Annotated in this window: 25 protein-coding genes; 10 read left to right on the top strand and 15 right to left on the bottom strand. The window is 57.4% G+C overall.

Annotation, left to right across the window (positions count from 1 at the left end; translation table 11 throughout):
- Positions 1-104: 104 nt before the first annotated feature.
- Entirely contained in the window at positions 105-1,151 is a 1,047-nt protein-coding gene (locus tag ACFIO0_RS19515) for a Hint domain-containing protein (protein ID WP_390912066.1), read from the top strand.
- An 81-nt stretch (positions 1,152-1,232) separates the two neighbouring features.
- Here ACFIO0_RS19515 and mscL read toward each other — a convergent pair whose 3' ends face one another.
- A complete protein-coding gene (gene mscL, locus ACFIO0_RS19510; RefSeq protein WP_390912065.1) occupies positions 1,233-1,604 on the bottom strand; it encodes a large conductance mechanosensitive channel protein MscL in 372 nt (123 codons plus the stop codon).
- Between the two features lie 147 nt (positions 1,605-1,751).
- Here mscL and ACFIO0_RS19505 point away from each other — a divergent pair, with 147 nt between their 5' ends.
- Positions 1,752-2,450: a glutathione S-transferase N-terminal domain-containing protein gene (locus ACFIO0_RS19505; RefSeq protein WP_390912064.1), complete on the top strand. Its 699-nt coding sequence runs from the start codon at positions 1,752-1,754 to the stop codon at positions 2,448-2,450.
- A 16-nt stretch (positions 2,451-2,466) separates the two neighbouring features.
- Here the strand turns inward: ACFIO0_RS19505 and ACFIO0_RS19500 are convergent, their stop codons facing one another.
- The 9 genes from ACFIO0_RS19500 to pyk all read right to left on the bottom strand — a co-directional run bounded on the left by ACFIO0_RS19500 (position 2,467) and on the right by pyk (position 11,230).
- On the bottom strand, positions 2,467-2,913 hold the full coding sequence (locus ACFIO0_RS19500; RefSeq protein WP_390912063.1) for a YtoQ family protein: 447 nt from the start codon (positions 2,911-2,913) through the stop codon (positions 2,467-2,469).
- A 13-nt stretch (positions 2,914-2,926) separates the two neighbouring features.
- Positions 2,927-5,323 (bottom strand): phenylalanine--tRNA ligase subunit beta, encoded by a 2,397-nt coding sequence (gene pheT / locus ACFIO0_RS19495; RefSeq protein ID WP_390912062.1) that lies wholly within the window; start codon positions 5,321-5,323, stop codon positions 2,927-2,929.
- An 84-nt stretch (positions 5,324-5,407) separates the two neighbouring features.
- A complete protein-coding gene (locus tag ACFIO0_RS19490) occupies positions 5,408-6,220 on the bottom strand; it encodes an alpha/beta hydrolase family esterase (RefSeq protein WP_390912061.1) in 813 nt (270 codons plus the stop codon).
- A 377-nt stretch (positions 6,221-6,597) separates the two neighbouring features.
- The gene (pheS, locus tag ACFIO0_RS19485) at positions 6,598-7,671 is read right to left on the bottom strand and encodes a phenylalanine--tRNA ligase subunit alpha (protein WP_390912060.1); all 1,074 of its coding nucleotides are present in this window, start codon (positions 7,669-7,671) and stop codon (positions 6,598-6,600) included.
- A 156-nt stretch (positions 7,672-7,827) separates the two neighbouring features.
- Positions 7,828-8,511: an aquaporin Z gene (gene aqpZ, locus ACFIO0_RS19480; RefSeq protein WP_390912059.1), complete on the bottom strand. Its 684-nt coding sequence runs from the start codon at positions 8,509-8,511 to the stop codon at positions 7,828-7,830.
- 236 nt (positions 8,512-8,747) lie between these two features.
- Positions 8,748-9,113, bottom strand: a complete 366-nt coding sequence (gene rplT / locus ACFIO0_RS19475) for a 50S ribosomal protein L20 (RefSeq protein WP_390912058.1) — start codon at positions 9,111-9,113, stop codon at positions 8,748-8,750.
- A 17-nt stretch (positions 9,114-9,130) separates the two neighbouring features.
- Positions 9,131-9,331 carry a 50S ribosomal protein L35 gene (gene rpmI, locus ACFIO0_RS19470; RefSeq protein WP_390912057.1) on the bottom strand — a complete coding sequence of 67 codons (201 nt, stop codon included), beginning with the start codon at positions 9,329-9,331 and terminating at the stop codon, positions 9,131-9,133.
- Positions 9,332-9,496: 165 nt separating this feature from the next.
- Positions 9,497-9,718, bottom strand: coding sequence for a hypothetical protein (locus tag ACFIO0_RS19465; protein WP_390912056.1), 222 nt, complete (start codon positions 9,716-9,718; stop codon positions 9,497-9,499).
- A gap of 66 nt (positions 9,719-9,784) precedes the next feature.
- Positions 9,785-11,230: a pyruvate kinase gene (pyk, locus tag ACFIO0_RS19460; RefSeq protein ID WP_390912055.1), complete on the bottom strand. Its 1,446-nt coding sequence runs from the start codon at positions 11,228-11,230 to the stop codon at positions 9,785-9,787.
- A 109-nt stretch (positions 11,231-11,339) separates the two neighbouring features.
- On the opposite strand from pyk, the gene ACFIO0_RS19455 reads away from it, so the two are divergent.
- The 3 genes from ACFIO0_RS19455 (at position 11,340) to ACFIO0_RS19445 (ending at position 13,421) form a co-directional block, all read left to right on the top strand.
- Positions 11,340-12,077, top strand: a complete 738-nt coding sequence (locus ACFIO0_RS19455; RefSeq protein WP_390912054.1) for an N-formylglutamate amidohydrolase — start codon at positions 11,340-11,342, stop codon at positions 12,075-12,077.
- Between the two features lie 22 nt (positions 12,078-12,099).
- The gene (locus ACFIO0_RS19450; RefSeq protein ID WP_390912053.1) at positions 12,100-12,396 is read left to right on the top strand and encodes a DUF1244 domain-containing protein; all 297 of its coding nucleotides are present in this window, start codon (positions 12,100-12,102) and stop codon (positions 12,394-12,396) included.
- 134 nt (positions 12,397-12,530) lie between these two features.
- Complete coding sequence (locus ACFIO0_RS19445; RefSeq protein WP_390912052.1) at positions 12,531-13,421, top strand: calcium-binding protein; 891 nt, start codon at positions 12,531-12,533, stop codon at positions 13,419-13,421.
- Between the two features lie 53 nt (positions 13,422-13,474).
- On the opposite strand, the gene ACFIO0_RS19440 is transcribed toward ACFIO0_RS19445, so the two are convergent.
- From ACFIO0_RS19440 to dgcN, 3 genes are all read right to left on the bottom strand, one after another.
- Positions 13,475-14,335: a D-amino-acid transaminase gene (locus ACFIO0_RS19440; RefSeq protein WP_390912051.1), complete on the bottom strand. Its 861-nt coding sequence runs from the start codon at positions 14,333-14,335 to the stop codon at positions 13,475-13,477.
- A 5-nt stretch (positions 14,336-14,340) separates the two neighbouring features.
- Positions 14,341-15,306, bottom strand: coding sequence for an N-acetyl-D-Glu racemase DgcA (gene dgcA / locus ACFIO0_RS19435; protein WP_390912050.1), 966 nt, complete (start codon positions 15,304-15,306; stop codon positions 14,341-14,343).
- A gap of 69 nt (positions 15,307-15,375) precedes the next feature.
- Positions 15,376-16,377 carry an N-acetyltransferase DgcN gene (gene dgcN / locus ACFIO0_RS19430; RefSeq protein ID WP_390912049.1) on the bottom strand — a complete coding sequence of 334 codons (1,002 nt, stop codon included), beginning with the start codon at positions 16,375-16,377 and terminating at the stop codon, positions 15,376-15,378.
- Positions 16,378-16,667: 290 nt separating this feature from the next.
- Between dgcN and ACFIO0_RS19425 the strand changes: the two genes are divergently transcribed.
- The gene (locus ACFIO0_RS19425; protein ID WP_390912048.1) at positions 16,668-17,627 is read left to right on the top strand and encodes an L-malyl-CoA/beta-methylmalyl-CoA lyase; all 960 of its coding nucleotides are present in this window, start codon (positions 16,668-16,670) and stop codon (positions 17,625-17,627) included.
- Between the two features lie 101 nt (positions 17,628-17,728).
- The gene (locus ACFIO0_RS19420; protein ID WP_390912047.1) at positions 17,729-18,187 is read left to right on the top strand and encodes a DUF302 domain-containing protein; all 459 of its coding nucleotides are present in this window, start codon (positions 17,729-17,731) and stop codon (positions 18,185-18,187) included.
- On the opposite strand, the gene ACFIO0_RS19415 is transcribed toward ACFIO0_RS19420, so the two are convergent.
- Positions 18,188-18,640, bottom strand: a complete 453-nt coding sequence (locus tag ACFIO0_RS19415; RefSeq protein ID WP_390912046.1) for a winged helix-turn-helix transcriptional regulator — start codon at positions 18,638-18,640, stop codon at positions 18,188-18,190.
- A gap of 73 nt (positions 18,641-18,713) precedes the next feature.
- Between ACFIO0_RS19415 and ACFIO0_RS19410 the strand changes: the two genes are divergently transcribed.
- Complete coding sequence (locus tag ACFIO0_RS19410; protein ID WP_390912045.1) at positions 18,714-19,310, top strand: LysE family transporter; 597 nt, start codon at positions 18,714-18,716, stop codon at positions 19,308-19,310.
- Here ACFIO0_RS19410 and ACFIO0_RS19405 read toward each other — a convergent pair.
- The gene (locus ACFIO0_RS19405; protein WP_390912044.1) at positions 19,304-19,738 is read right to left on the bottom strand and encodes a hypothetical protein; all 435 of its coding nucleotides are present in this window, start codon (positions 19,736-19,738) and stop codon (positions 19,304-19,306) included. The genes ACFIO0_RS19410 and ACFIO0_RS19405 overlap by 7 nt on opposite strands.
- A 106-nt stretch (positions 19,739-19,844) precedes the next feature.
- On the opposite strand from ACFIO0_RS19405, the gene ACFIO0_RS19400 reads away from it, so the two are divergent.
- Together ACFIO0_RS19400 and ACFIO0_RS19395 are read left to right on the top strand one after the other, a co-directional pair.
- Positions 19,845-20,807: an acetyl-CoA carboxylase carboxyltransferase subunit alpha gene (locus ACFIO0_RS19400; protein WP_390912043.1), complete on the top strand. Its 963-nt coding sequence runs from the start codon at positions 19,845-19,847 to the stop codon at positions 20,805-20,807.
- A 74-nt stretch (positions 20,808-20,881) separates the two neighbouring features.
- Positions 20,882-21,550, top strand: a complete 669-nt coding sequence (locus ACFIO0_RS19395) for a CocE/NonD family hydrolase (protein ID WP_390912042.1) — start codon at positions 20,882-20,884, stop codon at positions 21,548-21,550.
- Positions 21,551-21,590 lie beyond the last annotated feature (40 nt).

Raw genomic sequence — 21,590 nt, 5'->3', positions numbered from 1 at the left:
TTCCGCCTTTATTCCCCGTTAAACAAACCCCATCCGCCCCCAAGTTAACTTTTGTGTAACTGTTTAGAGAGGCAAAGCGCCGCGCAGCGCTTGTTCATAAGATCATGGCTGATCCATATGTTTCAGAAGTAAAATATCTCGGTGGGGCGTCGCTCGATTTCATCGAGATCGCGGTGGACGGCGGCACAGATGTGTCCAACATCACTGTCACAGTTTACAACCCGAATGGCTCTGTGCGCTCTGTGAATGTATTGGGGACCAAGGTTGCGACCATCGCAGGCAAAGACGTCTATGTCGTCGACGCCGCCAGTTCCGCGACCTTCAACGGGCTAAACAAAAGCGGCGGCGTATCTGTGGATACGGCAGGCACTGTGCATCAGTTCATCTCGTTCGACGATGGCCCGCCAGTTAACGCAACAGGTGGGGCAGCGAGTGGCACCACCAGCACGCAAATCGGTCAGGCGGGTGCGGGGGAATCCCTCGAAACCAGCGATGGCGGCACCAGCTATGCAACGCAAACGACCCCGAACGACGGGTCCATCCCCTGCTTTGCACGCGGCACACGATTGGCCACATCGGACGGGATGAAACGGGTCGAGGAATTACAATCCGGAGACGTGCTGATCAACCAATCCGGCCAGCCAGTGCCAGTGCAACTGATCCTATCCACCAAAGTTGGACCACGCAGATTAGCCCACGCGCCCAAGCTCCACCCTATTTGCCTCAGCGCTGGATGCCTTGGTGTTGGCCTGCCGATGCGCGATCTATGCTTGTCCCCACAGCACCGCGTCTTGGTCACATCCCCCATCGTGCAGCGCATGTTTGGCGCGTCTGCCGCATTGATCGCTGCCAAGCGCCTGACCAACCTGCCCGGCATTTATCAAATGACCGACGTCACCCAGATCGAATATTTCCATGTCATCACGGAAAACCACGAAGTTCTGATGTCCGAAGGCGTGCCAAGCGAGAGCTTTTTGATCGGCCCACAAACGCAGCACATTCTGGATACGGATCAGCTGGAGGAGTTGAACGCGTTGTTTCCGAACCTGCTGGAACAACACACCCCCGCCAGCCTGATCCCGCCAACCAAGCAGCAAAAGAAACTGATCCAGCGACACGCCAAAAACAACCGCCCGATCATCGGCACCTGATCAAACCAAACACGAAAAAGGGCCCGCAACATCACTGTCGCGGACCCGAGTTAGACCGTTAGCCGGTCGTTTTTATGACGTTTATTTATTCAAAGCAGCCAAGATGTCGGCCAACAGTTCTTCTTGTGTTGGACCGGCTGGTGCCGCAGGTGCTGCAGGCTCTTCGGCTTTCTTCATTTTGTTCAGCGAACGCACCAACATGAACACCACAAACGCGATGACCAAGAAGTTGATGATTGCCATGATGAAGTTACCGTAGGTCAGCTCGGCTTCGCCAACTGTCGCGGAAAGACCTGCAAAATCAACGCCGCCCATAAAGATGCCGATGATCGGGTTGATCAAATCGGCAACCAGCGATCCGACGATGGCAGTGAATGCCGCGCCGATGATGATACCTACGGCCATGTCCATGACATTGCCCTTCGAGATGAAGTCTTTGAATTCTTTAATCATTGTTGTCCCTCAGTGTTGTCTGTGACCGTCGCTTTTTTAATCAGCGTTCGTCTGTGCACACTCGTTAACACATGTTTGCACTGTTTCTAGCCTGTTTTTGCGGGGAAAAAGCCTTATTTTGTCTCAATAATCGTTAGGAGAGACATAGTGACCGACCTCAGCACCTACCAAATCACGCAACGGTGGCCCGCACAGGACCCGTCCGTTTTGCAGCTGTATTCCTACCCCACCCCGAACGGCGTCAAGGTGTCCATCGCACTAGAAGAACTGGGCATCCCCTACGAGGCGCACACCGTCACGTTGTCGGATGTAGATGTCAAAAGCCCCGAGTTTCTGTCGCTGAACCCCAACAACAAGATCCCCGCGATCCTTGATCCCTATGGCCCCGACGGCACGCCTATTGCCTTGTTCGAAAGCGGTGCAATTCTGATGTATCTCGCCGAGAAGTCCGGCAAGCTGATGGGGGAAACCGCAACCGAAAAAGCCAAAGTCATCCAATGGTTAATGTTCCAGATGGGCGGCTTGGGGCCGATGTTTGGGCAGCTCGGGTTCTTCTATAAATTCGCAGGGTCCCAGTTCGCGGACAAACGCCCGCAGCAGCGTTATCTGGACGAGGCAACGCGCCTGCTGACGATGCTGGACCTGGAACTTGCGGACAAAGAATGGATCGCAGGCAACTATTCAATCGCGGATATTGCGATTGGCCCGTGGTTGGCCGCGCTTGATTTTTACGGCGCGCGCGAGGTGCTGAAATGGGATGAGTACACGAACCTCGTCGCCTATCTGGACCGGTTCCTAGCGCGCCCGGCCGTCGTAAAAGGGCGCCAGATTCCACCACGCGGGTAGATCAAAACGCTTCCCCTTAACGGGGGAGCGTTCCGTCCAGAACATAGCGCAGCATTTCGACAACTTGGCTCGGCTCTTCGGCCACAGCCAGTGCGGCTGCGTCGACTTCTTTCAACGCGTGCTGGTGATCAGCGCCGTGCAAAACGATCAGCGATTTGCCAAGGGCGGCAGCGTAGCCCGCATCAAATGCTGCGTTCCACTGTTTGTATTTCTCACCAAAACGGACCACGACAACATCCGCATCCTCGATGCCTTTGCGGGTGCGGATGGCGTTTAGTTTTGCGCCTTTGTGGTCATGCCAAAACTTGTTCGGCTCGGCCCCTAGGATGCTTACGCCGCAATCATCGCTGGCGGCGTGATCGGTTACGGGACTGTTGAACGTCACATTCAAACCCTTGGATCCATCAATGATTTGCTCGCGCCAATCCGAATGGATTTCGCCTGAAAGATATACGTTCAACATCAGTTTTTCCTTTTTATCCGCGCAAAACGCCGCCCGTCGCCTTGGTCACTTTTTCGATGACTTTGGCGCTGACAGCTTCGATATCCGCATCCTTCAGCGTCGCCTCAACAGGTTGCAAACGGACCGTGATCGCCAGCGATTTTTTACCCTCGCCCAGTGATCCGCCGATAAATTCGTCAAACACGCGCACGCCTGCGATCAACGCTTTGTCAGCACCAGCGGCCGCATTGACCAGCGTCAACGCCTCGACTTCAGCGTCGACCACAAAGGCAAAATCACGCTCGACCGCTTGCAGATCGCTGATCTCTAGCTTGCCACGGTTCGCGCCCGTTGCACGTGGCATCGGGATTTCATCGGGCCACAGAGTAAAGGCCATCGCCGGCCCTTTGATGTCCATCGCCTCAAGCACACGCGGATGCACCTCGCCAAAAATGCCAAGCACCTTTTTGGGACCAAGGCAGATTTTGCCGTGACGACCGGGGTGCCATTCATCGTTGGCACCGCGCATGATTTGCACCTTGGCAGGGGCGCCCATCGCGGCCAGAACCGCCTCGGCGTCGGCCTTGACGTCGTAGACATCAACGCCGCGCGACGTGCCATGCACGTCCTTGGGACCAGTGCGACCGACCAGCAAACCGCTGATCAACATGTGCTCTTCGCCTGGCTCGCCGCCGCTGAACGCAGTCCCGACTTCGAACAGCGCCATGTCCGCAAATCCACGCGCTTGGTTGCGGGCTGCGGCCTGCAACAAACCGGGCAACAAGGCTGGGCGCATGTGACTCATGTCGGTGCTGATCGGATTTTCCAGCATCGTGGTATCGGTGCCACCACTGAACAGCGCGGCACTGGCCTGATCAATGAAACTGTAGGTCACACATTCGTTGTATCCCAGCGCCGCCGTCGTGCGACGCGCCGCCACGATCCGACGCTGCGAGGGGGTCATCACCGGCTTTGGCACACCGTCGGTCAGGCGCGGCAGGGGGCGACCTTGCAGCTTGGTCAGAGACGCAATACGCGCGACTTCTTCGACCAAATCCGCGTCACCCTGCACGTCAGGGCGCCAGCTGGGCACATGGGCCAAATCGCCCTCAAGCCGGAAACCCAAAGCCGTCAAAGTCTGGCGTTGTGTCGATTCAGGGATCTCCATTCCGACCAAAGATTGCACGCGCGCGGCGTTCAATTTGTAGGTGCGCGATGTGTCCGGCACCTTGCCGGCTTGGATCAGTTGGGACGCTTCACCGCCAGCGTGATCCACGATCATGCGCACAGCCAGTTCCAGCCCGACAGGCGTGAATTCAGGGTCGACGCCACGTTCAAAACGATAGCGCGCATCGGAATTAATTTTCAACGCACGGCCCGTGTAGGCGATCTGCACCGGATCCCAATAGGCGCTTTCGACGAACACATTCACCGTGTCCTCAGTGCAGCCCGTGTCCAAACCACCCATGATACCCGCGATGCTTTCGGCGCCGTTGTCATCAGAAATGACCATCTGACCCGCTTGCAACGTGTAGGTCTTATCATCCAGCGCGACGATTTCTTCGCCGCCTTTGGCGCGGTGCACACGCAAATTGCCGGCGACCTTGTCCGCGTCAAAAACGTGCAACGGGCGGTTGCGATCGTAGGTGAAAAAGTTGGTGACATCGACCAGGAAACTGATCGGGCGCAGGCCAATGGCGCGCAACGCGTCTTGCAGCCAAACGGGGCTTGGACCGTTCGTGACACCCTTGATCACGCGACCACAAAACACTGGGCAACCGTCCAACGTGTTCTCGTCGATAGAGACGCTAATGTCGGACCTGAACGTCGCCTCGACCACATCAACGCCGTGGGTTTTCAGCTTGCCCAAACCACGGGCCGCCAGATCGCGCGCGATGCCTTCGACACCCAATGCGTCGGGGCGGTTTGGCGTGATTGCGATGTCGATAACAGGGTCAACTTTGGCCGGATCGTTCGCCGCCAGCCAGTCCACAAACCGGTCGCCAACCTCGCCCGAGGGCAATTCGATGATGCCGTCGTGTTCCTCTGACAGCTCCATCTCGCGCTCGGATGCCATCATGCCAAAGCTTTCGATGCCACGAATTTTGCCAACGCCAATCGTCGTGTCGATGCCCGGCACGTACACGCCCGGTTTGGCCACGACGACAGTGATACCTTGGCGCGCGTTCGGTGCGCCGCAAATGATCTGTTTCATGCCTTCGTCGGTGTTGACTTGGCACACTTGCAGACGGTCCGCATCGGGGTGCTTTTCCGCAGATTCCACGTAGCCGATGGTAAAATCAGCCAGCTTGGCGGCGCGGTCCTCGACCTCTTCGACCTCGAGCCCCAGATCGGTCAAGGCGTACAGGATGTCATCCAAAGATGCATCGGTTTCGAGGTGGGTTTTAAGCCAGGACAACGTGAATTTCATCGGTCTTCCCCTTTGGGACAGCACAAGCGTTTGATTGCCTACGGCAATGGCAAAGAATGCGTTTGCGCGCAAGGGGTCGGGCGTTCAGGGATAGCTGTTTTCCAGCCCTAACAGTTCGTCCAACTGGCGCGCGATCCAACCGTGCGGGATGAAATGACCACCCGGATGCACGTCCAACGTCACCTTTTGGCCGCTCTCGCAATTGTCCCAAACCGTGCGTTGAAAGGTCAGAAAATCAACGGCATTCCAAGGTCCAGCATCACGCCCCTGCCCGCATTTGAACTGTTCTCGCCACAGCGCGACAGGATAGGTCGTGTCGCCGCCTTGCCCGAACGGGAAATCCATGACCGTGTCGTTGGTGCCGTGCACGTGGCGAATTTCGCGCGGACCTTGGGGGCAGATTACGTTCTGGCGCAGGGTGCCGGACACCGCGATCAGGGCCGCCACATCGTTGCCGTTTTCGCACACGTAGCGCCACGCCATGGCCGATCCGTACGAGTACCCCGAGACGTAAATGCGTGACTGATCGACGGGGTAGGTCTTGGCCACATCCGCGAGAACCTCGGCGGCAAAAGGCACATCGTCTGTGGCGTCATCCCAGAAGTCCCAGCTTTTGCCGTTGCCATTCGGGGCGACCAGCAAAACACCACGACGACGGGTCGCGCCACTGATCCGCTGGTGCTGCACAGGCAGCGCGCCGGTGCGCATCCAACCATGGAAATGCATCAAAACGGGCAGAGGTGTTTCGCCGTCCCAATCATCAGGAGCCTTGACGTGATAGCTGCGCCCCGAAGGCAGTTCGCACGGAACATCCAGCTGGCAGGCATCTTTCCACGGGCCCATGGCGTAAGCAGGAATGGCAAAAAGGGCGGCGATCAGGAAGGCGATAATTTTCATAACGCCCACGCTACGGATTAGGTTGCGAATGTCACGTCACAAACGCGTGGTGCATCGAGATGCACCTTACCAAAGCCACCACCTAGGCGACCTGCCTTGAATAGCTCTCTGCATGTCGTCAATCTTGCGAAATTGATCCCTTTTATCCCGCGCAACCTGTTGGCGATGTCTGCGAAATACCAAAAAAAAATCAAGAAAGGGATGGCTATACAAACCCAAAATATGAAAGATATTTGGAACGGTAGAATGAAATTCAAGGCAACATCTAGCGCCGAAATGCCGAGAAACATCGCGACAATTGCCCATTCAGGAAGAAGTCGCGCCTTTTGTTCACACCAATTGATATAATTAGCGAACCAAACGCCGAGCAGGTACATCTACCTACTCAAACCGCCACGTAGCGTCGGCACGTCCAGCGCGCTAAACCCGTAGTGGCGCAGCCACCGCAGATCGCTATCAAAGAATGCCCGCAAATCAGGGATGCCGTATTTCAGCATCGCGATCCGGTCGATGCCCATGCCAAAGGCAAAGCCTTGCCATTCGTTCGGGTCAATCCCACCGGCCTCTAGGACCTTTGGATGCACCATGCCGGACCCCAAAATCTCGAGCCAATCGTCGCCTTCGCCAACCTTCAGCGTGCCGCCTTCCCAAGAACAACGAATGTCAACTTCGGCAGAGGGTTCGGTGAACGGGAAATGCGAGGCGCGGAACCGGATATCGACATTGTCGACCTCGAAATAGGACTTTACGAATTCCTCAAGCACCCATTTCAGGTTCGCCATCGAAATGTCTTTGTCGATCGCAAGACCTTCGACCTGATGGAACATCGGCGTGTGCGTGTGGTCGTAATCGGCGCGGTACACACCGCCCGGACAGATGATCCGCGTCGGCGCGCCCGTCTTTTCCATCGAGCGGATTTGAACCGGCGAGGTGTGCGTGCGCAACACGTGCGGCGGGCGGTTATCGCCCTCGGCGCGGTGCATGTAGAAGGTGTCCATCTCGGCGCGCGCTGGGTGGTGGCCGGGAATGTTCAGCGCGTCAAAGTTGTACCAATCGGTGTCGATGCGCGGCCCTTCGGCAACGGCAAAACCCATCTCGGCAAAGATCGCGGTGACTTCTTCTTGGACCTGGGAAATCGGGTGCAACGTGCCGACGCGACGGTCGCGCGCAGGCAGCGTCACATCCAGCCATTCGGTGCGCAGACGTTCATCTAACGCGGCATCCGCAAGGCCGGATTTCTTGGCCGACAGGGCAGAATTGATCTCGTCCTTAAGCGCGTTCAACGCAGGACCGGCCGTTTGGCGTTCTTCGGGGGTCATCTTGCCCAGCTCGCGCATTTTCAGAGCGACTTCGCCCTTTTTGCCGACAGCCGCCAGACGGATGTCTTCGAGCACGGCCTCGTCAGACGCGTTGGCAATTTGGTCCAGATATTTGGCTTTGAGATCGTCCATGATGGTCCCTTGTCGGCCCCCAGAAAATTATTCTGTTGTGCTATCGCCCTACCCCTTTGATTGCAAGGCCAAGGGGAATTGATCTGCAACGCACAAACAAAAATGCAGCGGGTGCAAAAGCACACCGCTGCATCAGGTTTTTAAAATCCGGGCGAATTATTCAGGCGCGTCAAGCGTCCCCGTTTTAAACACCAGACCCGCGGCCACAGCGCCCACGATCGGTGCGACGATGAACAACCACAGCTGGCTCAATGCGCCGGTGCCGGCAAACAAGGCTGGCCCGATCGAACGTGCTGGGTTCACCGAAACGCCGGTGACGTTGATGCCCACAAGGTGGATCACAACCAAGGCCAGACCAATCGCAAGCCCAGCCATCGCCGCCGGTGCGCCGCGTCCTGTCGCGCCCAAAATAACAACCATGAACAAGAAGGTCGCTACAACCTCAAAGACCAATGCCGCCATCAGCGAATACTCACCAAGGTACCCCGCACCCCAACCGTTTTGACCCAAGCCATTTTCAGCGAGACTGTAGCCCGCCTTGCCTGAGGCGATCATCCACAGCACGGCCGCAGCAACGATTGCGCCTGCCACCTGTGCGATGATGTATTTGATGGCTTCGGGTAATGTCATGCGCCCAGCCGCGACCATGCCCAGCGAAACCGCCGGATTGATGTGACATCCTGACACCGGACCGATGCCGTACGCCATACCAATCAAGGCCAAACCAAAGGCAAAACTGATGCCCGTCAATCCGATGTCTGCGCCTGCCAAAACAGCAGATCCACAGCCCAACAGGACCAGTGTGAATGTACCGATGAATTCTGCGACTTGTTTGTTCATTCTCTCGTCTTTCTTTTGTTTCCAATTTCCAAATAGTTCAGCAAAGCGATGCACTGCATGGGGAAAATTATAAGAAAGTTTACCTTCGCGGGTTTCGCAAGGTTGGTTTCAGGCGGGCGCAGCACGGTCTGCATCCGCCTCATGACCCATCCTGCAAACCAGCCAAAACGCAAAAAGCCCCGCCAAAATGGCAGGGCTTTCCCAGTCTCGCAAACTGTGGGCCGTTAGGCCGCGGCTTAAGCTGCGAGTGCTTTTTGGGCTTGTGCAACGATCGCACCAAATGCGTCTGGTTCGTGTACGGCCAGATCAGCCAGAACCTTGCGGTCGACTTCGATGCCGGCCAGGTTCAGACCATTGATGAAACGCGAATACGTCAGCGCTTCGTCGTGTGAACGCACTGCAGCGTTGATCCGCTGGATCCACAATGCGCGGAAGTTCCGCTTGCGATTGTGACGGTCACGGGTTGCGTATTGGTTGGCTTTATCAACCGCCTGACGGGCGACTTTAAAAGTATTCTTGCGACGGCCATAATAACCTTTAGCGGCTTTGATGACCTTCTTGTGACGGGCGTGAGTGACTGTGCCACCTTTAACTCGGGACATATCTTATTCCTTCTGGCTTAACGGTCGTAGGGCATAAAGCCCTTGATGATTTTTGCATCTGGCGCTGACAATGCTGTCGTGCCGCGTGCGTTGCGCAAGAATTTATTCGAGCGTTTGATCATACCGTGCTGTTTGCCAGCCTGGCCTCCGATGACCTTACCGGTCGCAGAGATCTTAAAGCGCTTCTTCGCGCTCGACTTCGTCTTCATCTTAGGCATTTCCGTCTCCTAATCTTGAGTTCGGTAAATGCGCGACTCGGCATGCCATTTCGGCCGGACGCGCGGAACGAAGTTGGTCTTTAGGAGGGATCGAGGCTTGGATCAAGCGAAAACATACCCTTTGGGGCCCACAAAACACCCAAACCTCTGCGTTCTGCCCCTAGATCAAATAAATTGCGCTACAACCCGTACAAAAACCTGCGGCAAATCCTCTAATCGGTAGCCACCGGGGTGCGTGCGCACCGCGTAAACAATCAACCCGCCCGCGATCAAAATTGTGACCGCAGAGGCGCGTGGCGCACGTCCATCCGACAATGCGGACATCATCGACGGGATCGAAAACCCGGCGATGATAATGCCAACAACCATGGCAATATCTGGACTCATCATAATACTCCTGCTGTGCACTTTCCGCTTTTTATATCTGCTCGGGAAAGCGCTTATCTGCAGACGCTACTCTGGATCGGTGTTGAAAATCAAACGTTCGTCGCATGGTGCCACACGCAAGATGTTCGTGCTGCCCGGAACGTTGAACGGCACGCCGGCGGTCACAACGATCTGATCGTTCTTGTCGGCGAACCCTTCGGTGCGGGCCGCTTTGGCCGCCGCAACCACCGCGCCTTTAAACCGGTCCAGATTATCGGTGATCACACAATTCGTGCCCCACGACAGCGCCAAACGCCGCGCCGTGCCAACCAGAGGCGTCATCGCGATGATCGGCACGCGTGGACGTTCACGCGCCGTCAGCAACGCAGTTGTCCCGCTTTGGGTGAAACAGCAGATCGCTTTGATGTCGGTGGTTTCCGCGATTTCACGCGCCGCAGCAACGATTCCGTCCGCGACAGAGGCACGGTTAGCGGTGCGGCTGGCCTCGATGATTTGCGTGTAGGTCGGGTCGACCTCGACCTCTTGGGCGACGTTGTCCATCGTTTGAACCGCTTGGATCGGATAGTCGCCCGCAGCGCTTTCGGCGCTTAGCATCACCGCGTCCGCGCCCTCGTAGATTGCCGTGGCCACGTCCGACACTTCGGCGCGGGTTGGCATCGGGCTTTCGATCATGGATTCCAACATTTGCGTCGCCACAATCACCGGTTTCGCGGCGGCGCGACACTTGCGCACCAGACGTTTCTGGATCGGCGGGACGTTCTGTACCGGCAGTTCGACCCCCAGATCGCCACGCGCAACCATGATGCCATCGCTGGCCGCCAGAATGTCGTCGAAACGTTCCACCGCGTTGGGTTTTTCGATTTTGCTGAGGATCGCCGCGCGGCCTTTGACCAAAACGCGCGCCTCTTCGACGTCCGCGACACGCTGCACAAACGACAGGGCCAACCAGTCGACGCCCAGCGCGCAGACAAATTCCAGATCCGCCAGATCTTTGGACGACAGCGCCGCCAAGGGCAGCTCGACATCCGGCACGTTCACACCCTTGCGGTTGGAAATCACGCCGCCAATCACCACCGTGCAATCGGCAAAATCGGGGCCACAAGCATCGACCTGCAACCGGATTTTACCGTCGTTCACCAACAAGGACGCGCCAACTTCGAGCGCTTGAAAAATCTCGGGGTGCGGCAGGCAGACACGATCCGACGTGCCCTCTGCTGTGTCCAGATCAAGCCGGAATTTGGCGCCGATATCCAGCATCTCACTGTCACCAGAAAACACACCGACGCGCAATTTCGGCCCCTGAAGGTCGGCGAGAATACCGATCGTGCTGTTCAAATCCGCCTCAACCTTGCGAATAATCGCATGTTTTTCAGCGATTTCAGCGTGTGATCCGTGCGACATGTTCAATCGAAACACATCCGCGCCGGCCTCGTGCAAGGACCGGATCATGTTGTAGTCGTCAGAGGCCGGACCCAGCGTCGCCACGATCTTTACATTGCGCAATCGTCTCATAATTCGGTCCACCCCAGCAGTTGTTATCGCTATCATTTGCACGCTTTATCGCGCAATTCACTTTCGGGCGCAACTCGCCTACACCTGCAATCAAACAGGTAAAGGTTTCATGACACACACTGCTTTTTTCACCCACGGGGTTGATCGATCCGGCACTTGGCTGGTCACCTGCGATCACGCCGCCAACACGGTGCCTGCGTCTGTGAACGGTGGCTCGCTCGGGTTGGCCGAGGCCGACATGAACCGCCACATCGCCTTTGATCCCGGGGCGGCAGGGGTCACGCGCGCGCTGGCCGAGGCGTTGAACAGCCCCGCGATCCTATCGAATTTTTCGCGCCTCGTGATTGATCCGAACCGCGGCATGGACGACCCGACGCTGTTGATGCGCCTGTACGACGGCACGATCATTCCCGCCAACCGGCACGCGGATCACGCCGAACGCGACCGCAGGATTGCCGAATGTTACCGCCCCTATCACGACGCGCTGGCAGAACTGGCCACACGCCCCAAGACCGCCATTGTGTCGATCCACAGCTTTACCCCGCAGCTAAAGGGACGCGCCCATCGCCCTTGGGAAATCGGCGTGCTGTACGCCCATGACGCCCGCCTCGCGATCCCGCTGATGGATGAATTGCGCGTCACACTGACCACTCCGATCGGTAACAACGAACCCTACGCGGGCCATTTGCCCGGCGACGCGGTTGACCAACACGCGCTGCAACACGGTCGCCCCAACGTGTTGATCGAAATCCGCAACGACCTGATCGACACCGACGCAGGACAACAAAAATGGGCGCGCTTGCTTGCGCCTTTGCTTGAAAATGCACGCCGCAAAGCCGACATTTGAACGAACCACAGGAGCCCGACACATGGACAAACAAACCGAAATCGAACTGCAAGCCGCCGCCTTTCGCCGCCTGCAACACCACCTGATGACAGACCGCACCGACGTGCAAAACATCGACATGATGAACCTGACCGGCTTCTGCCGAAATTGCCTGTCGCGCTGGTACCAAGAGGCCGCAAACGAACGCGGGATCGACATGACCAAAGACCAAGGGCGCGAGGCGTTCTACGGCATGACCATGGCTGACTGGAAGGCGAACTTTCAAACCGATGCCAGCCCGCAACAACAATCTGAGTTCGAACAAGGCGGCGATCACTAAAATTAGCAACAATTCACCGCTCTTGGGCGCACCGTTCTTGGTTGCGCAACAAAGGGCAGTGGATATTTGACACCAGCCCATGACGCCGAGATAGCTGGTTGATAAGGATCGAAATAACCACCCAAGGCGTTCAAATGTTAGCACTTTTAATTATTCCCGTCGCCTTGGGCATCGGCCTGATCATGAGCATCTTTGACGACGACGACGCATCGCGCGCACCGGATGAACCCGAAACGCCAGACCCGGATCTGGAATTGCGCCAAGAAAACCCGCTGAACGTCGACGCCTTTGAAGGGTCAGACGCCGCCGAACAAATGGTCGGCAACGACAATGGCACCGAAATTCTCGGCTTTGGCGGCAATGACCTGATCGAGGCAAACGGGGGCGATGACGCCATCGATGCAGGTACCGGGGATGACACCGTGTTCGCAGGCGACGGCAATGATTTTGCAGTCGGCGGTGCGGGCGACGACCGTGTGTTCTTGGGCGACGGCGATGATCAATACGTCGCAGCAGCCGCAGATGCTGAATACATGGAAGGCGATGATTTTGTCCGCGGCGGCGCTGGCAATGACATGATTCGTGACTACCACGGCAGTAATGTTTTGCGCGGCGACACCGGCAATGATTTCCTGTTCGGCGGTGACGACGACCCCTTTGCAGAACGCGGCACCAACGCTGATCTGGGCAAGGCGGACACGCTACACGGCGGCTATGGCAACGACACGCTAAACGGCGATGACGGCGATGTATTTACCGGCGGTGAAGGCGTAGATAGCTTTGGGGTTGGCGTGTCGCAGGACCGCACCGAGGACGAAGTCACCATCACCGATTTCGACCCCGCAACAGAACAACTCATCCTGTATGTCCTCAATCCGGTCGACCCCAACGCGCCCGACTTCGAGATCGAACTACAGGCCGCAGACGACGGCGTTGACGTATTTTTGGACGACCGGTTGGTGGCCACCCTGTCCAACCTCGGGGCCGCTGATATCGACGCAATCAACGTCTCTGTTCAGGCTTAAATCAGCGCAAATGCAGAACTGGTAAGGCGGGTCTTGACCCGCCCGACCGAACTTTAAATCGCGACCTTGCGGCTCTCGTCCAGATAGATCTCGCGCAAGCGCTTGGACACATGGCCCGGCATACCGTCACCGATTTTCGCGCCGTCAATTTCAACGACACCATTCACGAACATCGTGGCCGAGGTGATAAACGCCTCGTCCGCGCTCATGGCTTCTTCAATCGTGAAATTGCGCTCTTCGACTTCCATCTGGGCTTCTTTCGCGAACCGCAAAACGGCGGCGCGTGTGATGCCGTGCAGGATGTCGTTGGACAAACCGCGCGTGATGATCTTGTTGCCTTTGACGATGTAGGCGTTGTTCGATGTGCCCTCGGTGACGTGCCCGTCCTCGACCATCCACGCGTCATCACAACCCGCTGCCTTGGCCATCATTTTGCCCATGGACGGGTACAGCAACTGAACCGTTTTGATGTCGCGACGGCCCCAACGCTCATCCGCGATCGAAATCACTTTGATCCCGTTTTGCGAGGCAGGGTTGTCCATGACATTCGGCTTGGACTGGGTGAACAAAACAACCGTGCATGGTGTGGTTTCAGGGTCAGGAAAGGCAAAGTCGCGATCAGCAGGTGCGCCGCGCGTGATTTGCAAATAGACACCGCCATTCACGACCTCATTGCGCGAAACCAATTCACGGTGCACCGCCAGCAAATCATCTTTGGAGATCGGGTTCGCCATCCCCAACTCGGACAAAGAGCGATCCAGACGCACAGCGTGCCCGTCAAAATCCACCAGCTTACCATCCAGCACTGACGTCACTTCGTAAACGCCATCCGCCATCAAAAACCCGCGATCAAAGATCGAAACCTTGGCTTCGTTTTCGGCCACATATTCGCCGTTCAAATATACAGTGCGCATTTTATTTATCCCCATAGTGCGGACACAGGCGGGTGCACCCCGTCCGCGTCAAATGTCAAAGGCTGGTCGCGGTCTTCGGCCAATAGCAACGGGCCGTCAAGATCAACAATGCCAACACCCTGCGCCACCAAGGTCGCAGGCGCCATCGCCAACGACGATCCAACCATACAACCCACCATCACGTCATAGCCTTGCGCCTTTGCCGCGTCGCGCAAAGCCAAGGCTTCGGTCAAACCGCCAGTCTTATCCAGCTTGATGTTGATGACGTCGTATTTACCTTTCAGATCGGCAAGGCTGTCGCGGTCATGGCAGGATTCATCCGCACACACAGGCACCGGACGCTGCATCCCCAACAGCGCGTGATCCTCACCTGCAGGCAACGGTTGTTCAACCAACTCCACACCCAGGCCCACCAGATGCGGGGCCAGATCGGCGTAAACTTCAGCCGTCCAACCTTCATTCGCATCCACGATGATCTTGGATTTCGGCGCACCCGCACGCACCGCCTCTAAGCGGGGCATATCGTCAGGCGTGCCGAGTTTAATCTTCAACAACGGGCGAAACGCATGCTCCATCGCCTGCGCCTTCATCGCCTCGGGTGTGTCCAGCGACAGCGTATAGGCCGTGATCTCAGGACCAGGAGCCGTCAGCCCAGCCAACTGCCAAACCCGCTTGCCCGACCGCTTGGCCTCCAGATCCCACAACGCGCAATCAACGGCGTTGCGTGCAGCACCTGCGGGCAACAATTCGTACAGCGCTTCGCGGGTCACATCATTCGGCAATCCCTTGATCTGATCGGTGACGCTCTCAAGGCTCTCGCCATAACGGGCATACGGCACACATTCGCCCCAGCCCTTGTTCACACCATCATCCAAATGCACCGTCAGCACTTTGGCCTCGGTGCGCGAACCGCGCGCGATGGTAAACACCTGCGCCAACTTAAACACGTCGTGCGTCACATCAATGCGCATGCCATCGCTCCTGTCTTGATCAAAAATACTCCCCCCGGAGGGTCCGGAGAGAGCAAAAACCGCAAGCGTCTACAACGCAGCAATAGCATCCGCCAAACGCTCGGCACCATGGCGGAACGGATCAACAGCCGGCATGCCCATTTCGGCCTCAACACCGGCCAGATACGCCACCGCTTCATCCTCGGACATGTGCTGCGTGTTGACCGAAATGCCGACAACCTGACAAGCAGGGTTGCCAACACGGGCCAACGGCAACGCCAGATCAGAAATCTGCTGCATCGTCGGAACGCTGTAATCCGGCAAACCACGCATGTGTGTGCGTGTCGGTTCGTGGCACAGGATCAACGCATCGGGCTGACCACCATGGACCAAGGCCAAGGTCACACCCGAATAGGACACGTGCATCAGACTGCCCTGCCCCTCGATGATGTCCCAGTGATCTTCGTCATTGGCTGGTGTCAAATATTCAATCGATCCCGCCATGAAATCCGCAACAACCGCGTCCAATGGCACACCGTCGCCAGTGATCAAAATACCGGTTTGACCCGTCGCGCGGAACGTCGATTTCATGCCTTTGGCGCGCATCGCTTCGTCCAACGCCAACGCTGTGTACATTTTACCCACAGAGCAATCGGTGCCCACTGCCAAAACGCGTTTGCCGCTACGCTTAACGCCTGTTGCGATCGGGTATTCGACCGACGGCACGCGCACGTCGTGTAACTCGCAGCCCTTTTCGGCGGCCAACGCGACCAAGTCTTCTTCGTCGCGCAACAAGTTGTGCAGACCCGACGCCAAATCGTAACCCATGTTCAGCGCGTCCATCAAAACGGCTTTCCACGCATCAGAAATGTAACCGCCACGGTTTGCCACGCCCAACACAAGCGTCTTGGCACCTTTGGACTTCGCTTCGGCCAACGTCATGTCGCCCAAGCCTACGTCCGCTTTGCAGCCGTCCATACGGAATTGGCCAACCGCGTTATCGGGGCGCCAGTCTTTGATGCCTTGCGCAACTTTGGCTGACAATTGGTCAGGCACGTCGCCCAAGAACAGGAGGTAAGGTGTTTTAATCATAGCTGAGGTCCCCAAATGCAATGTTACCGACAATTTCCGCGATTCTGCGCGCAAATCCATCGCTATCCGCGTGCTTGATCTAGATTTTGAACAAGAAACGAGCGTCAATTCGGAAATCCTGCGAACAATCGTGCGTTCATGTCCCAGCCTACCGACTCAGCTCAGCGTCAAAGCGGAATGCTGCACCTGCAAAATACGCCTTGCACGCCACCGCGCAATTAAATATCTGCTGACCCCAGAAATCTCGCAACTTTATTGCGCCCACACATGCCCCTTCGAAAGGTCACCTCATGAGCTTCCGCCTCCAGCCAACGCCTCCTGCCCGTCCCAACCGCTGCCAGCTGTTCGGGCCAGGCTCAAACACCAAGCTGTTCGCGAAAATGGCGGCGTCAGCGGCGGATGTGATCAACCTCGACCTCGAAGATTCCGTGGCCCCCTCCGACAAGGACACCGCGCGTCAAAACGTGATCGAGGCCATCAACACCATCGACTGGGGCACCAAAACCCTGTCCGTGCGGATCAACAGCTTGGACACCCCCTACTGGTATCGCGACGTGGTGGATTTGCTGGAAAACGCCGGTGACCGTCTTGACATGATCATGATCCCAAAGGTCGGTTGCGCCGCTGATGTCTACGCCGTCGACGCGCTGGTCACGGCGGTCGAACGCGCAAAGGGGCGCACCAAACCCATCGCGCTTGAGGTCATCATCGAATCCGCCGCTGGCATCGCCCACGTCGAAGAAATCGCCGCCTCCTCGCCTCGCCTCCAAGCGATGTCCCTCGGGGCCGCAGATTTCGCTGCCTCCATGGGCATGCAAACCACAGGCATCGGCGGGACACAGGAAAACTACTACATGCTGCACGAGGGTCAGAAACACTGGTCCGACCCGTGGCACTGGGCGCAAACCGCCATCGTTGCCGCCTGTCGCACGCATGGCATTCTGCCCGTCGACGGCCCGTTTGGTGATTTCTCTGATGACGATGGCTGCCGCGCCCAAGCCCGCCGCTCCGCAACCCTTGGCATGGTCGGCAAATGGGCGATCCACCCCAAGCAAATCGCGATCTCAAACGAGGTCTTCACCCCGTCAGACGAGGCCGTTTCTGAGGCCCGCGAAATCCTTGCGGCCATGGAAACCGCCAAGGCAAACGGCGAAGGTGCCACCGTCTACAAAGGCCGCCTTGTCGACATCGCATCGATCAAACAGGCCGAAGTCATCGTGCGCCAATCCGAAATGATCGCAGCATCCTAAACCCGCGCAAAAGGCGGTTAATCGCCACCTGACGCCAAGTTGATTTGATAAAACCAAGCCACCGCGCTTGAATGAGGCCTCCCTAACATTTGCGAGGCCTCATGCGTTTTCTAATCCTTTTTCTCATCTCATTTGCCATGCCGGTCATGGCCGACGATCTGACCGCGCAAGACGGTTGGGCGGTCCAGACCACGGACAAACCCTACGTCCAGCTGCTTGGCGATACCAAGGCCGCCGTGAAGGCCAACAAAATGGGCGTCGTGACCGAAGCAGGGCCAACGGGCACCGCCAAAAAGCGCGGCATCACAATCCCGGGCAACCGCGTGATCGGCGTGTTCAACAACGTCTTTGCGGTCGACATGCTTAAGCTGTCCACAGCCGCGATGATCGAAGCCCCGATCCGCATGTACGTCACCGAAAACGACGACGGGACCGCGACCCTGTCATACAAAACACCCAGCCACGTGCTTGCCCCTTATGATGGCGGCGAAGAGCTGAAAACGATGGCCGCAGAGCTGGACACTATCTTTGCCAAAATCGCGGCAGACGCGATCAAATAGCTAGCCGCGTTCGTCCTTGGGCGAGCCCATAACAACATAGGACGTGATGCCGTTTACTTGCGGCAACGCGCCCAACAGATCGGTGTGGAACGCCTTGTAGCTGGGCATATCCGCACATTCGACACGCAGCAGATATTCGATAGTGCCGGTGATGTTGTGACATTCACGCACGTCCACGGCACGCTCCATCGCGCGTTCAAACGCCTCTTGGCTGGCTTTGGAATGATCGCGCAGACCGACACCGATGTAGGCGACAAACCCGATGCCCAAGGCGGATCGATCCAGCACCGCGCGGTACCCCGCAATCAGGCCTGTGCGTTCCATTTCCTGCACCCGCCGCAAGCAGGCCGAAGGCGATAGCCCCACCCGATCCGCCAGTTCCAGATTGCTGATGCGCCCATCGCGGGTCAACTCACGCAATATCTGCTCGTTTATGTGATCTAATTTGCTCATTTGTTGTGTAATCTACGGCAATTAATAGCACTTCGCAATTTCATAGCGCGCAAGATGCGTCAAACATTGCGTCATGCCTTATGAACTCCTTACCGCCCTCGTCGGCTTTTGCTTTGCCAGTTCCATCACGCCGGGGCCCAACAACCTGATGCTGATGGCGTCGGGGGCCAATTTCGGGTTTGTCCGCTCGATCCCGCACATGCTGGGCATCGGCATCGGCTTTGTGCTGATGGTGATTTTGGTCGGCATCGGGCTGGCGCAAATATTCGACAGCTACCCGATTGCGCACACGATCCTGAAAGTCGCGTCCGTGCTGTACATGTTGTATCTGGCCTACAAAATCGCGACCGCTGCGCCCGCGACCAAAGGCGATCAAACCGGCACGCCGATGACGTTCCTACAGGCCGCGTCGTTCCAGTGGGTCAACCCAAAGGCGTGGACAATGGCGATCACCGCCGTCACCGTTTACACCGCTGACACCAGCCTTGCCTCGATCCTGATCGTGGGGGCGGTGTTTGGCGCGATCAACCTGCCCTGCGTCAGCTGTTGGACGGTTCTGGGCCAACAAATGGCGCGCATCCTGACCAACCCGACCCGATTGCGGGCGTTCAACGTCAGCATGGCGCTGCTGTTGATCGCCTCGCTGTATCCGGTGTTTTTGCCTCAGTAATCGCGCAACGCAATTTTGCCAGCGTCACACAGGCGCCGGCAATCTGCAGCGTCGCGCCCGATGTCTTCGCTGAGAACCACCGCCGACATGCCGTCCCCCTCGAACCGGAAATCGTCGCATTCGCGGTCCTTGGCCCACTCCGATGAATCATCGCCAAAGTTGACCGCATCGCATTGCGTCACTTTGATCGCATCGGCAAACACCCACAGCTTGGCGCGTCCAAATTCCACCGCGCGCTTGCAATCTGTCGCGTCGTGACCGCTGTCATCGCTGTCCAGCGATCCCGTGACGCCCGCGCCCGTAAACCGGCGATCATCGCATTCGCCGTCGTTCGCCCATTCGCTGGTATCATCGCCGTAATCCGCAGATTGCGCCTGTGCACCCCCCGCCAGACCCAACACCACAACCAAACCAATCAGAAATTTCATGACCCTCTCCCTTACTGATCTCAGGCTACATCAGGCACACAGCGTTGCAAACCGCGTCATTGCCCGCCATATATCAGCAAAAGACCACATCACGAGGCGCATCCAAATGACACAGTACATGGAATTCGAAAAACCACTTGCCGAAATCGAAGGCAAAGCGGAAGAGCTACGGGCCATGGCGCGTGACAGCAAAGACATGGATGTCTCGGACGAGGCCGCAGCCCTTGATACCAAGGCCGCCGCTATGCTGGTTGATCTGTACGCAAACCTCACGCCGTGGCGCAAATGTCAGGTGGCCCGTCACCCTGAACGGCCCCACTGCAAGGATTACCTCAAGGAAATGTTCACTGAATACACCCCACTTGCGGGTGATCGAAACTTTGCTGACGACCACGCGGTTATGGGCGGCTTGGCGCGCTTTAACGACCAGCCCGTCATGGTGATCGGCCACGAAAAAGGCGACGATACCAAATCGCGGATCGAACGTAATTTTGGCATGGCCCGCCCCGAAGGTTACCGCAAAGCCACCCGCCTGATGGATCTTGCTGGCCGTTTTGGTCTGCCGGTGATCACGCTGGTCGATACGGCTGGGGCCTACCCCGGCAAAGGCGCCGAGGAACGCGGCCAATCCGAAGCCATCGCGCGCGCCACCGAAAAATGCCTGCAAATCGGCGTGCCGTTGATTTCTGTGATCATCGGAGAAGGCGGATCAGGCGGCGCTGTTGCATTCGCCACCGCCAACCGCGTCGCGATGCTGGAACACTCGATTTATTCGGTCATCAGCCCCGAAGGCTGCGCGTCGATCCTGTGGAAGGATTCCGAGAAAATGCGCGAAGCCGCCGAAGCCCTGCGTTTGACCGCCCAAGACCTCAAGCAATTGGGCGTGGCCGACCGGATCATCCCGGAACCCCTCGGCGGCGCACACCGTGACTGGCCCGCAGCCATCGACGCGGTCAAAGCCGAGATCGCCGACATGCTCAAAGAACTGGGCGGCAAATCCAAAAAAGCCTTGATCGCAGACCGTCGTCAAAAGTTTCTCGACCTCGGGTCCAAAGGGCTCGCCGCCTAAGCACGCCAAATTTACCCTTCCTAAACGCTCCTTTTTTCGGCCTACTGGCCTGCGTATATTTAGGAGAGTTTCGTATGCGTATTTTTAGATTTGCAATTTTGTGCCTTGGACTGGCCCTCGCCACCACCTTTAGCACCAGCGCGTTTGCCCAAAACATGGACAAGCAAACGACCGTCACCAAACCCAAAGGCGACGGCCCGTTTCCCGCGGTCATTTTGCTGCATTGGACCAGCGGCGTCGGCGCCCCCGAACGCAAATGGTCCAAGACGCTGGCCGCAAACGGCTACGCCGCTGTCATTTTGAAAAGCAGCCGCAAGATCAAAGGCACGACCAAGGATCTGGACACCTTCGAACCCTACGTCCCGCACCGCGTCGCCGAATTGAACGCGGCAAACGTATGGGTCAAACAGCAAAGCTGGAGCAACGGCACCGTCTCGGTCTTTGGCCGCTCACACGGCGGATGGGTGGTGATCGACGCCCTGAAACAAGGCCAGCGTTTTCACAAGGCGGTCGCCTCTGCCCCGCGCTGTGACGGCGCGCGCGGGGTCAGCGCCAAACTACGGTCCGCAACCCCGTTGCTGATCGTCAGCGGATCAAAAGACAAAGTTGTCCCACAGGCCGCCTGCGCCGATTTCGCTAAACGGGCGGGACGCAAAGTGTCACACGCGATCTACCCCTCAGGTCACGAAGTCGACCTGCGCAGCAAAGCCGCCACCAGCGCGATTGTGCAATTCCTGCGCTGATCTGCATCTGCAACGATCAAAGGTGCGGGGGCGAAACCCT

The organism is Pseudosulfitobacter sp. SM2401, from assembly GCF_042932805.1.
GTDB lineage: Bacteria > Pseudomonadota > Alphaproteobacteria > Rhodobacterales > Rhodobacteraceae > Ascidiaceihabitans.
The sequence above is the reverse complement of the archived record's forward strand: the minus strand, read 5'-3'. Positions and strand labels throughout refer to the sequence as shown.

What these genes read in the sequence shown, in the direction of transcription:
- ACFIO0_RS19515 (WP_390912066.1), top strand. Translation starts at nt 105, where the DNA reads ATGGCTGATCCATATGTTTCAGAAGTAAAATATCTCGGTGGGGCGTCG.
- mscL (WP_390912065.1), bottom strand. Translation starts at nt 1,604, where the DNA reads ATGATTAAAGAATTCAAAGACTTCATCTCGAAGGGCAATGTCATGGAC.
- ACFIO0_RS19500 (WP_390912063.1), bottom strand. Translation starts at nt 2,913, where the DNA reads ATGTTGAACGTATATCTTTCAGGCGAAATCCATTCGGATTGGCGCGAG.
- pheT (WP_390912062.1), bottom strand. Translation starts at nt 5,323, where the DNA reads ATGAAATTCACGTTGTCCTGGCTTAAAACCCACCTCGAAACCGATGCA.
- ACFIO0_RS19490 (WP_390912061.1), bottom strand. Translation starts at nt 6,220, where the DNA reads ATGAAAATTATCGCCTTCCTGATCGCCGCCCTTTTTGCCATTCCTGCT.
- pheS (WP_390912060.1), bottom strand. Translation starts at nt 7,671, where the DNA reads ATGGACGATCTCAAAGCCAAATATCTGGACCAAATTGCCAACGCGTCT.
- aqpZ (WP_390912059.1), bottom strand. Translation starts at nt 8,511, where the DNA reads ATGAACAAACAAGTCGCAGAATTCATCGGTACATTCACACTGGTCCTG.
- rplT (WP_390912058.1), bottom strand. Translation starts at nt 9,113, where the DNA reads ATGTCCCGAGTTAAAGGTGGCACAGTCACTCACGCCCGTCACAAGAAG.
- rpmI (WP_390912057.1), bottom strand. Translation starts at nt 9,331, where the DNA reads ATGCCTAAGATGAAGACGAAGTCGAGCGCGAAGAAGCGCTTTAAGATC.
- ACFIO0_RS19465 (WP_390912056.1), bottom strand. Translation starts at nt 9,718, where the DNA reads ATGAGTCCAGATATTGCCATGGTTGTTGGCATTATCATCGCCGGGTTT.
- pyk (WP_390912055.1), bottom strand. Translation starts at nt 11,230, where the DNA reads ATGAGACGATTGCGCAATGTAAAGATCGTGGCGACGCTGGGTCCGGCC.
- ACFIO0_RS19455 (WP_390912054.1), top strand. Translation starts at nt 11,340, where the DNA reads ATGACACACACTGCTTTTTTCACCCACGGGGTTGATCGATCCGGCACT.
- ACFIO0_RS19450 (WP_390912053.1), top strand. Translation starts at nt 12,100, where the DNA reads ATGGACAAACAAACCGAAATCGAACTGCAAGCCGCCGCCTTTCGCCGC.
- ACFIO0_RS19445 (WP_390912052.1), top strand. Translation starts at nt 12,531, where the DNA reads ATGTTAGCACTTTTAATTATTCCCGTCGCCTTGGGCATCGGCCTGATC.
- ACFIO0_RS19440 (WP_390912051.1), bottom strand. Translation starts at nt 14,335, where the DNA reads ATGCGCACTGTATATTTGAACGGCGAATATGTGGCCGAAAACGAAGCC.
- dgcA (WP_390912050.1), bottom strand. Translation starts at nt 15,306, where the DNA reads ATGCGCATTGATGTGACGCACGACGTGTTTAAGTTGGCGCAGGTGTTT.
- dgcN (WP_390912049.1), bottom strand. Translation starts at nt 16,377, where the DNA reads ATGATTAAAACACCTTACCTCCTGTTCTTGGGCGACGTGCCTGACCAA.
- ACFIO0_RS19425 (WP_390912048.1), top strand. Translation starts at nt 16,668, where the DNA reads ATGAGCTTCCGCCTCCAGCCAACGCCTCCTGCCCGTCCCAACCGCTGC.
- ACFIO0_RS19420 (WP_390912047.1), top strand. Translation starts at nt 17,729, where the DNA reads ATGCGTTTTCTAATCCTTTTTCTCATCTCATTTGCCATGCCGGTCATG.
- ACFIO0_RS19415 (WP_390912046.1), bottom strand. Translation starts at nt 18,640, where the DNA reads ATGAGCAAATTAGATCACATAAACGAGCAGATATTGCGTGAGTTGACC.
- ACFIO0_RS19410 (WP_390912045.1), top strand. Translation starts at nt 18,714, where the DNA reads ATGCCTTATGAACTCCTTACCGCCCTCGTCGGCTTTTGCTTTGCCAGT.
- ACFIO0_RS19405 (WP_390912044.1), bottom strand. Translation starts at nt 19,738, where the DNA reads ATGAAATTTCTGATTGGTTTGGTTGTGGTGTTGGGTCTGGCGGGGGGT.
- ACFIO0_RS19400 (WP_390912043.1), top strand. Translation starts at nt 19,845, where the DNA reads ATGACACAGTACATGGAATTCGAAAAACCACTTGCCGAAATCGAAGGC.
- ACFIO0_RS19395 (WP_390912042.1), top strand. Translation starts at nt 20,882, where the DNA reads ATGCGTATTTTTAGATTTGCAATTTTGTGCCTTGGACTGGCCCTCGCC.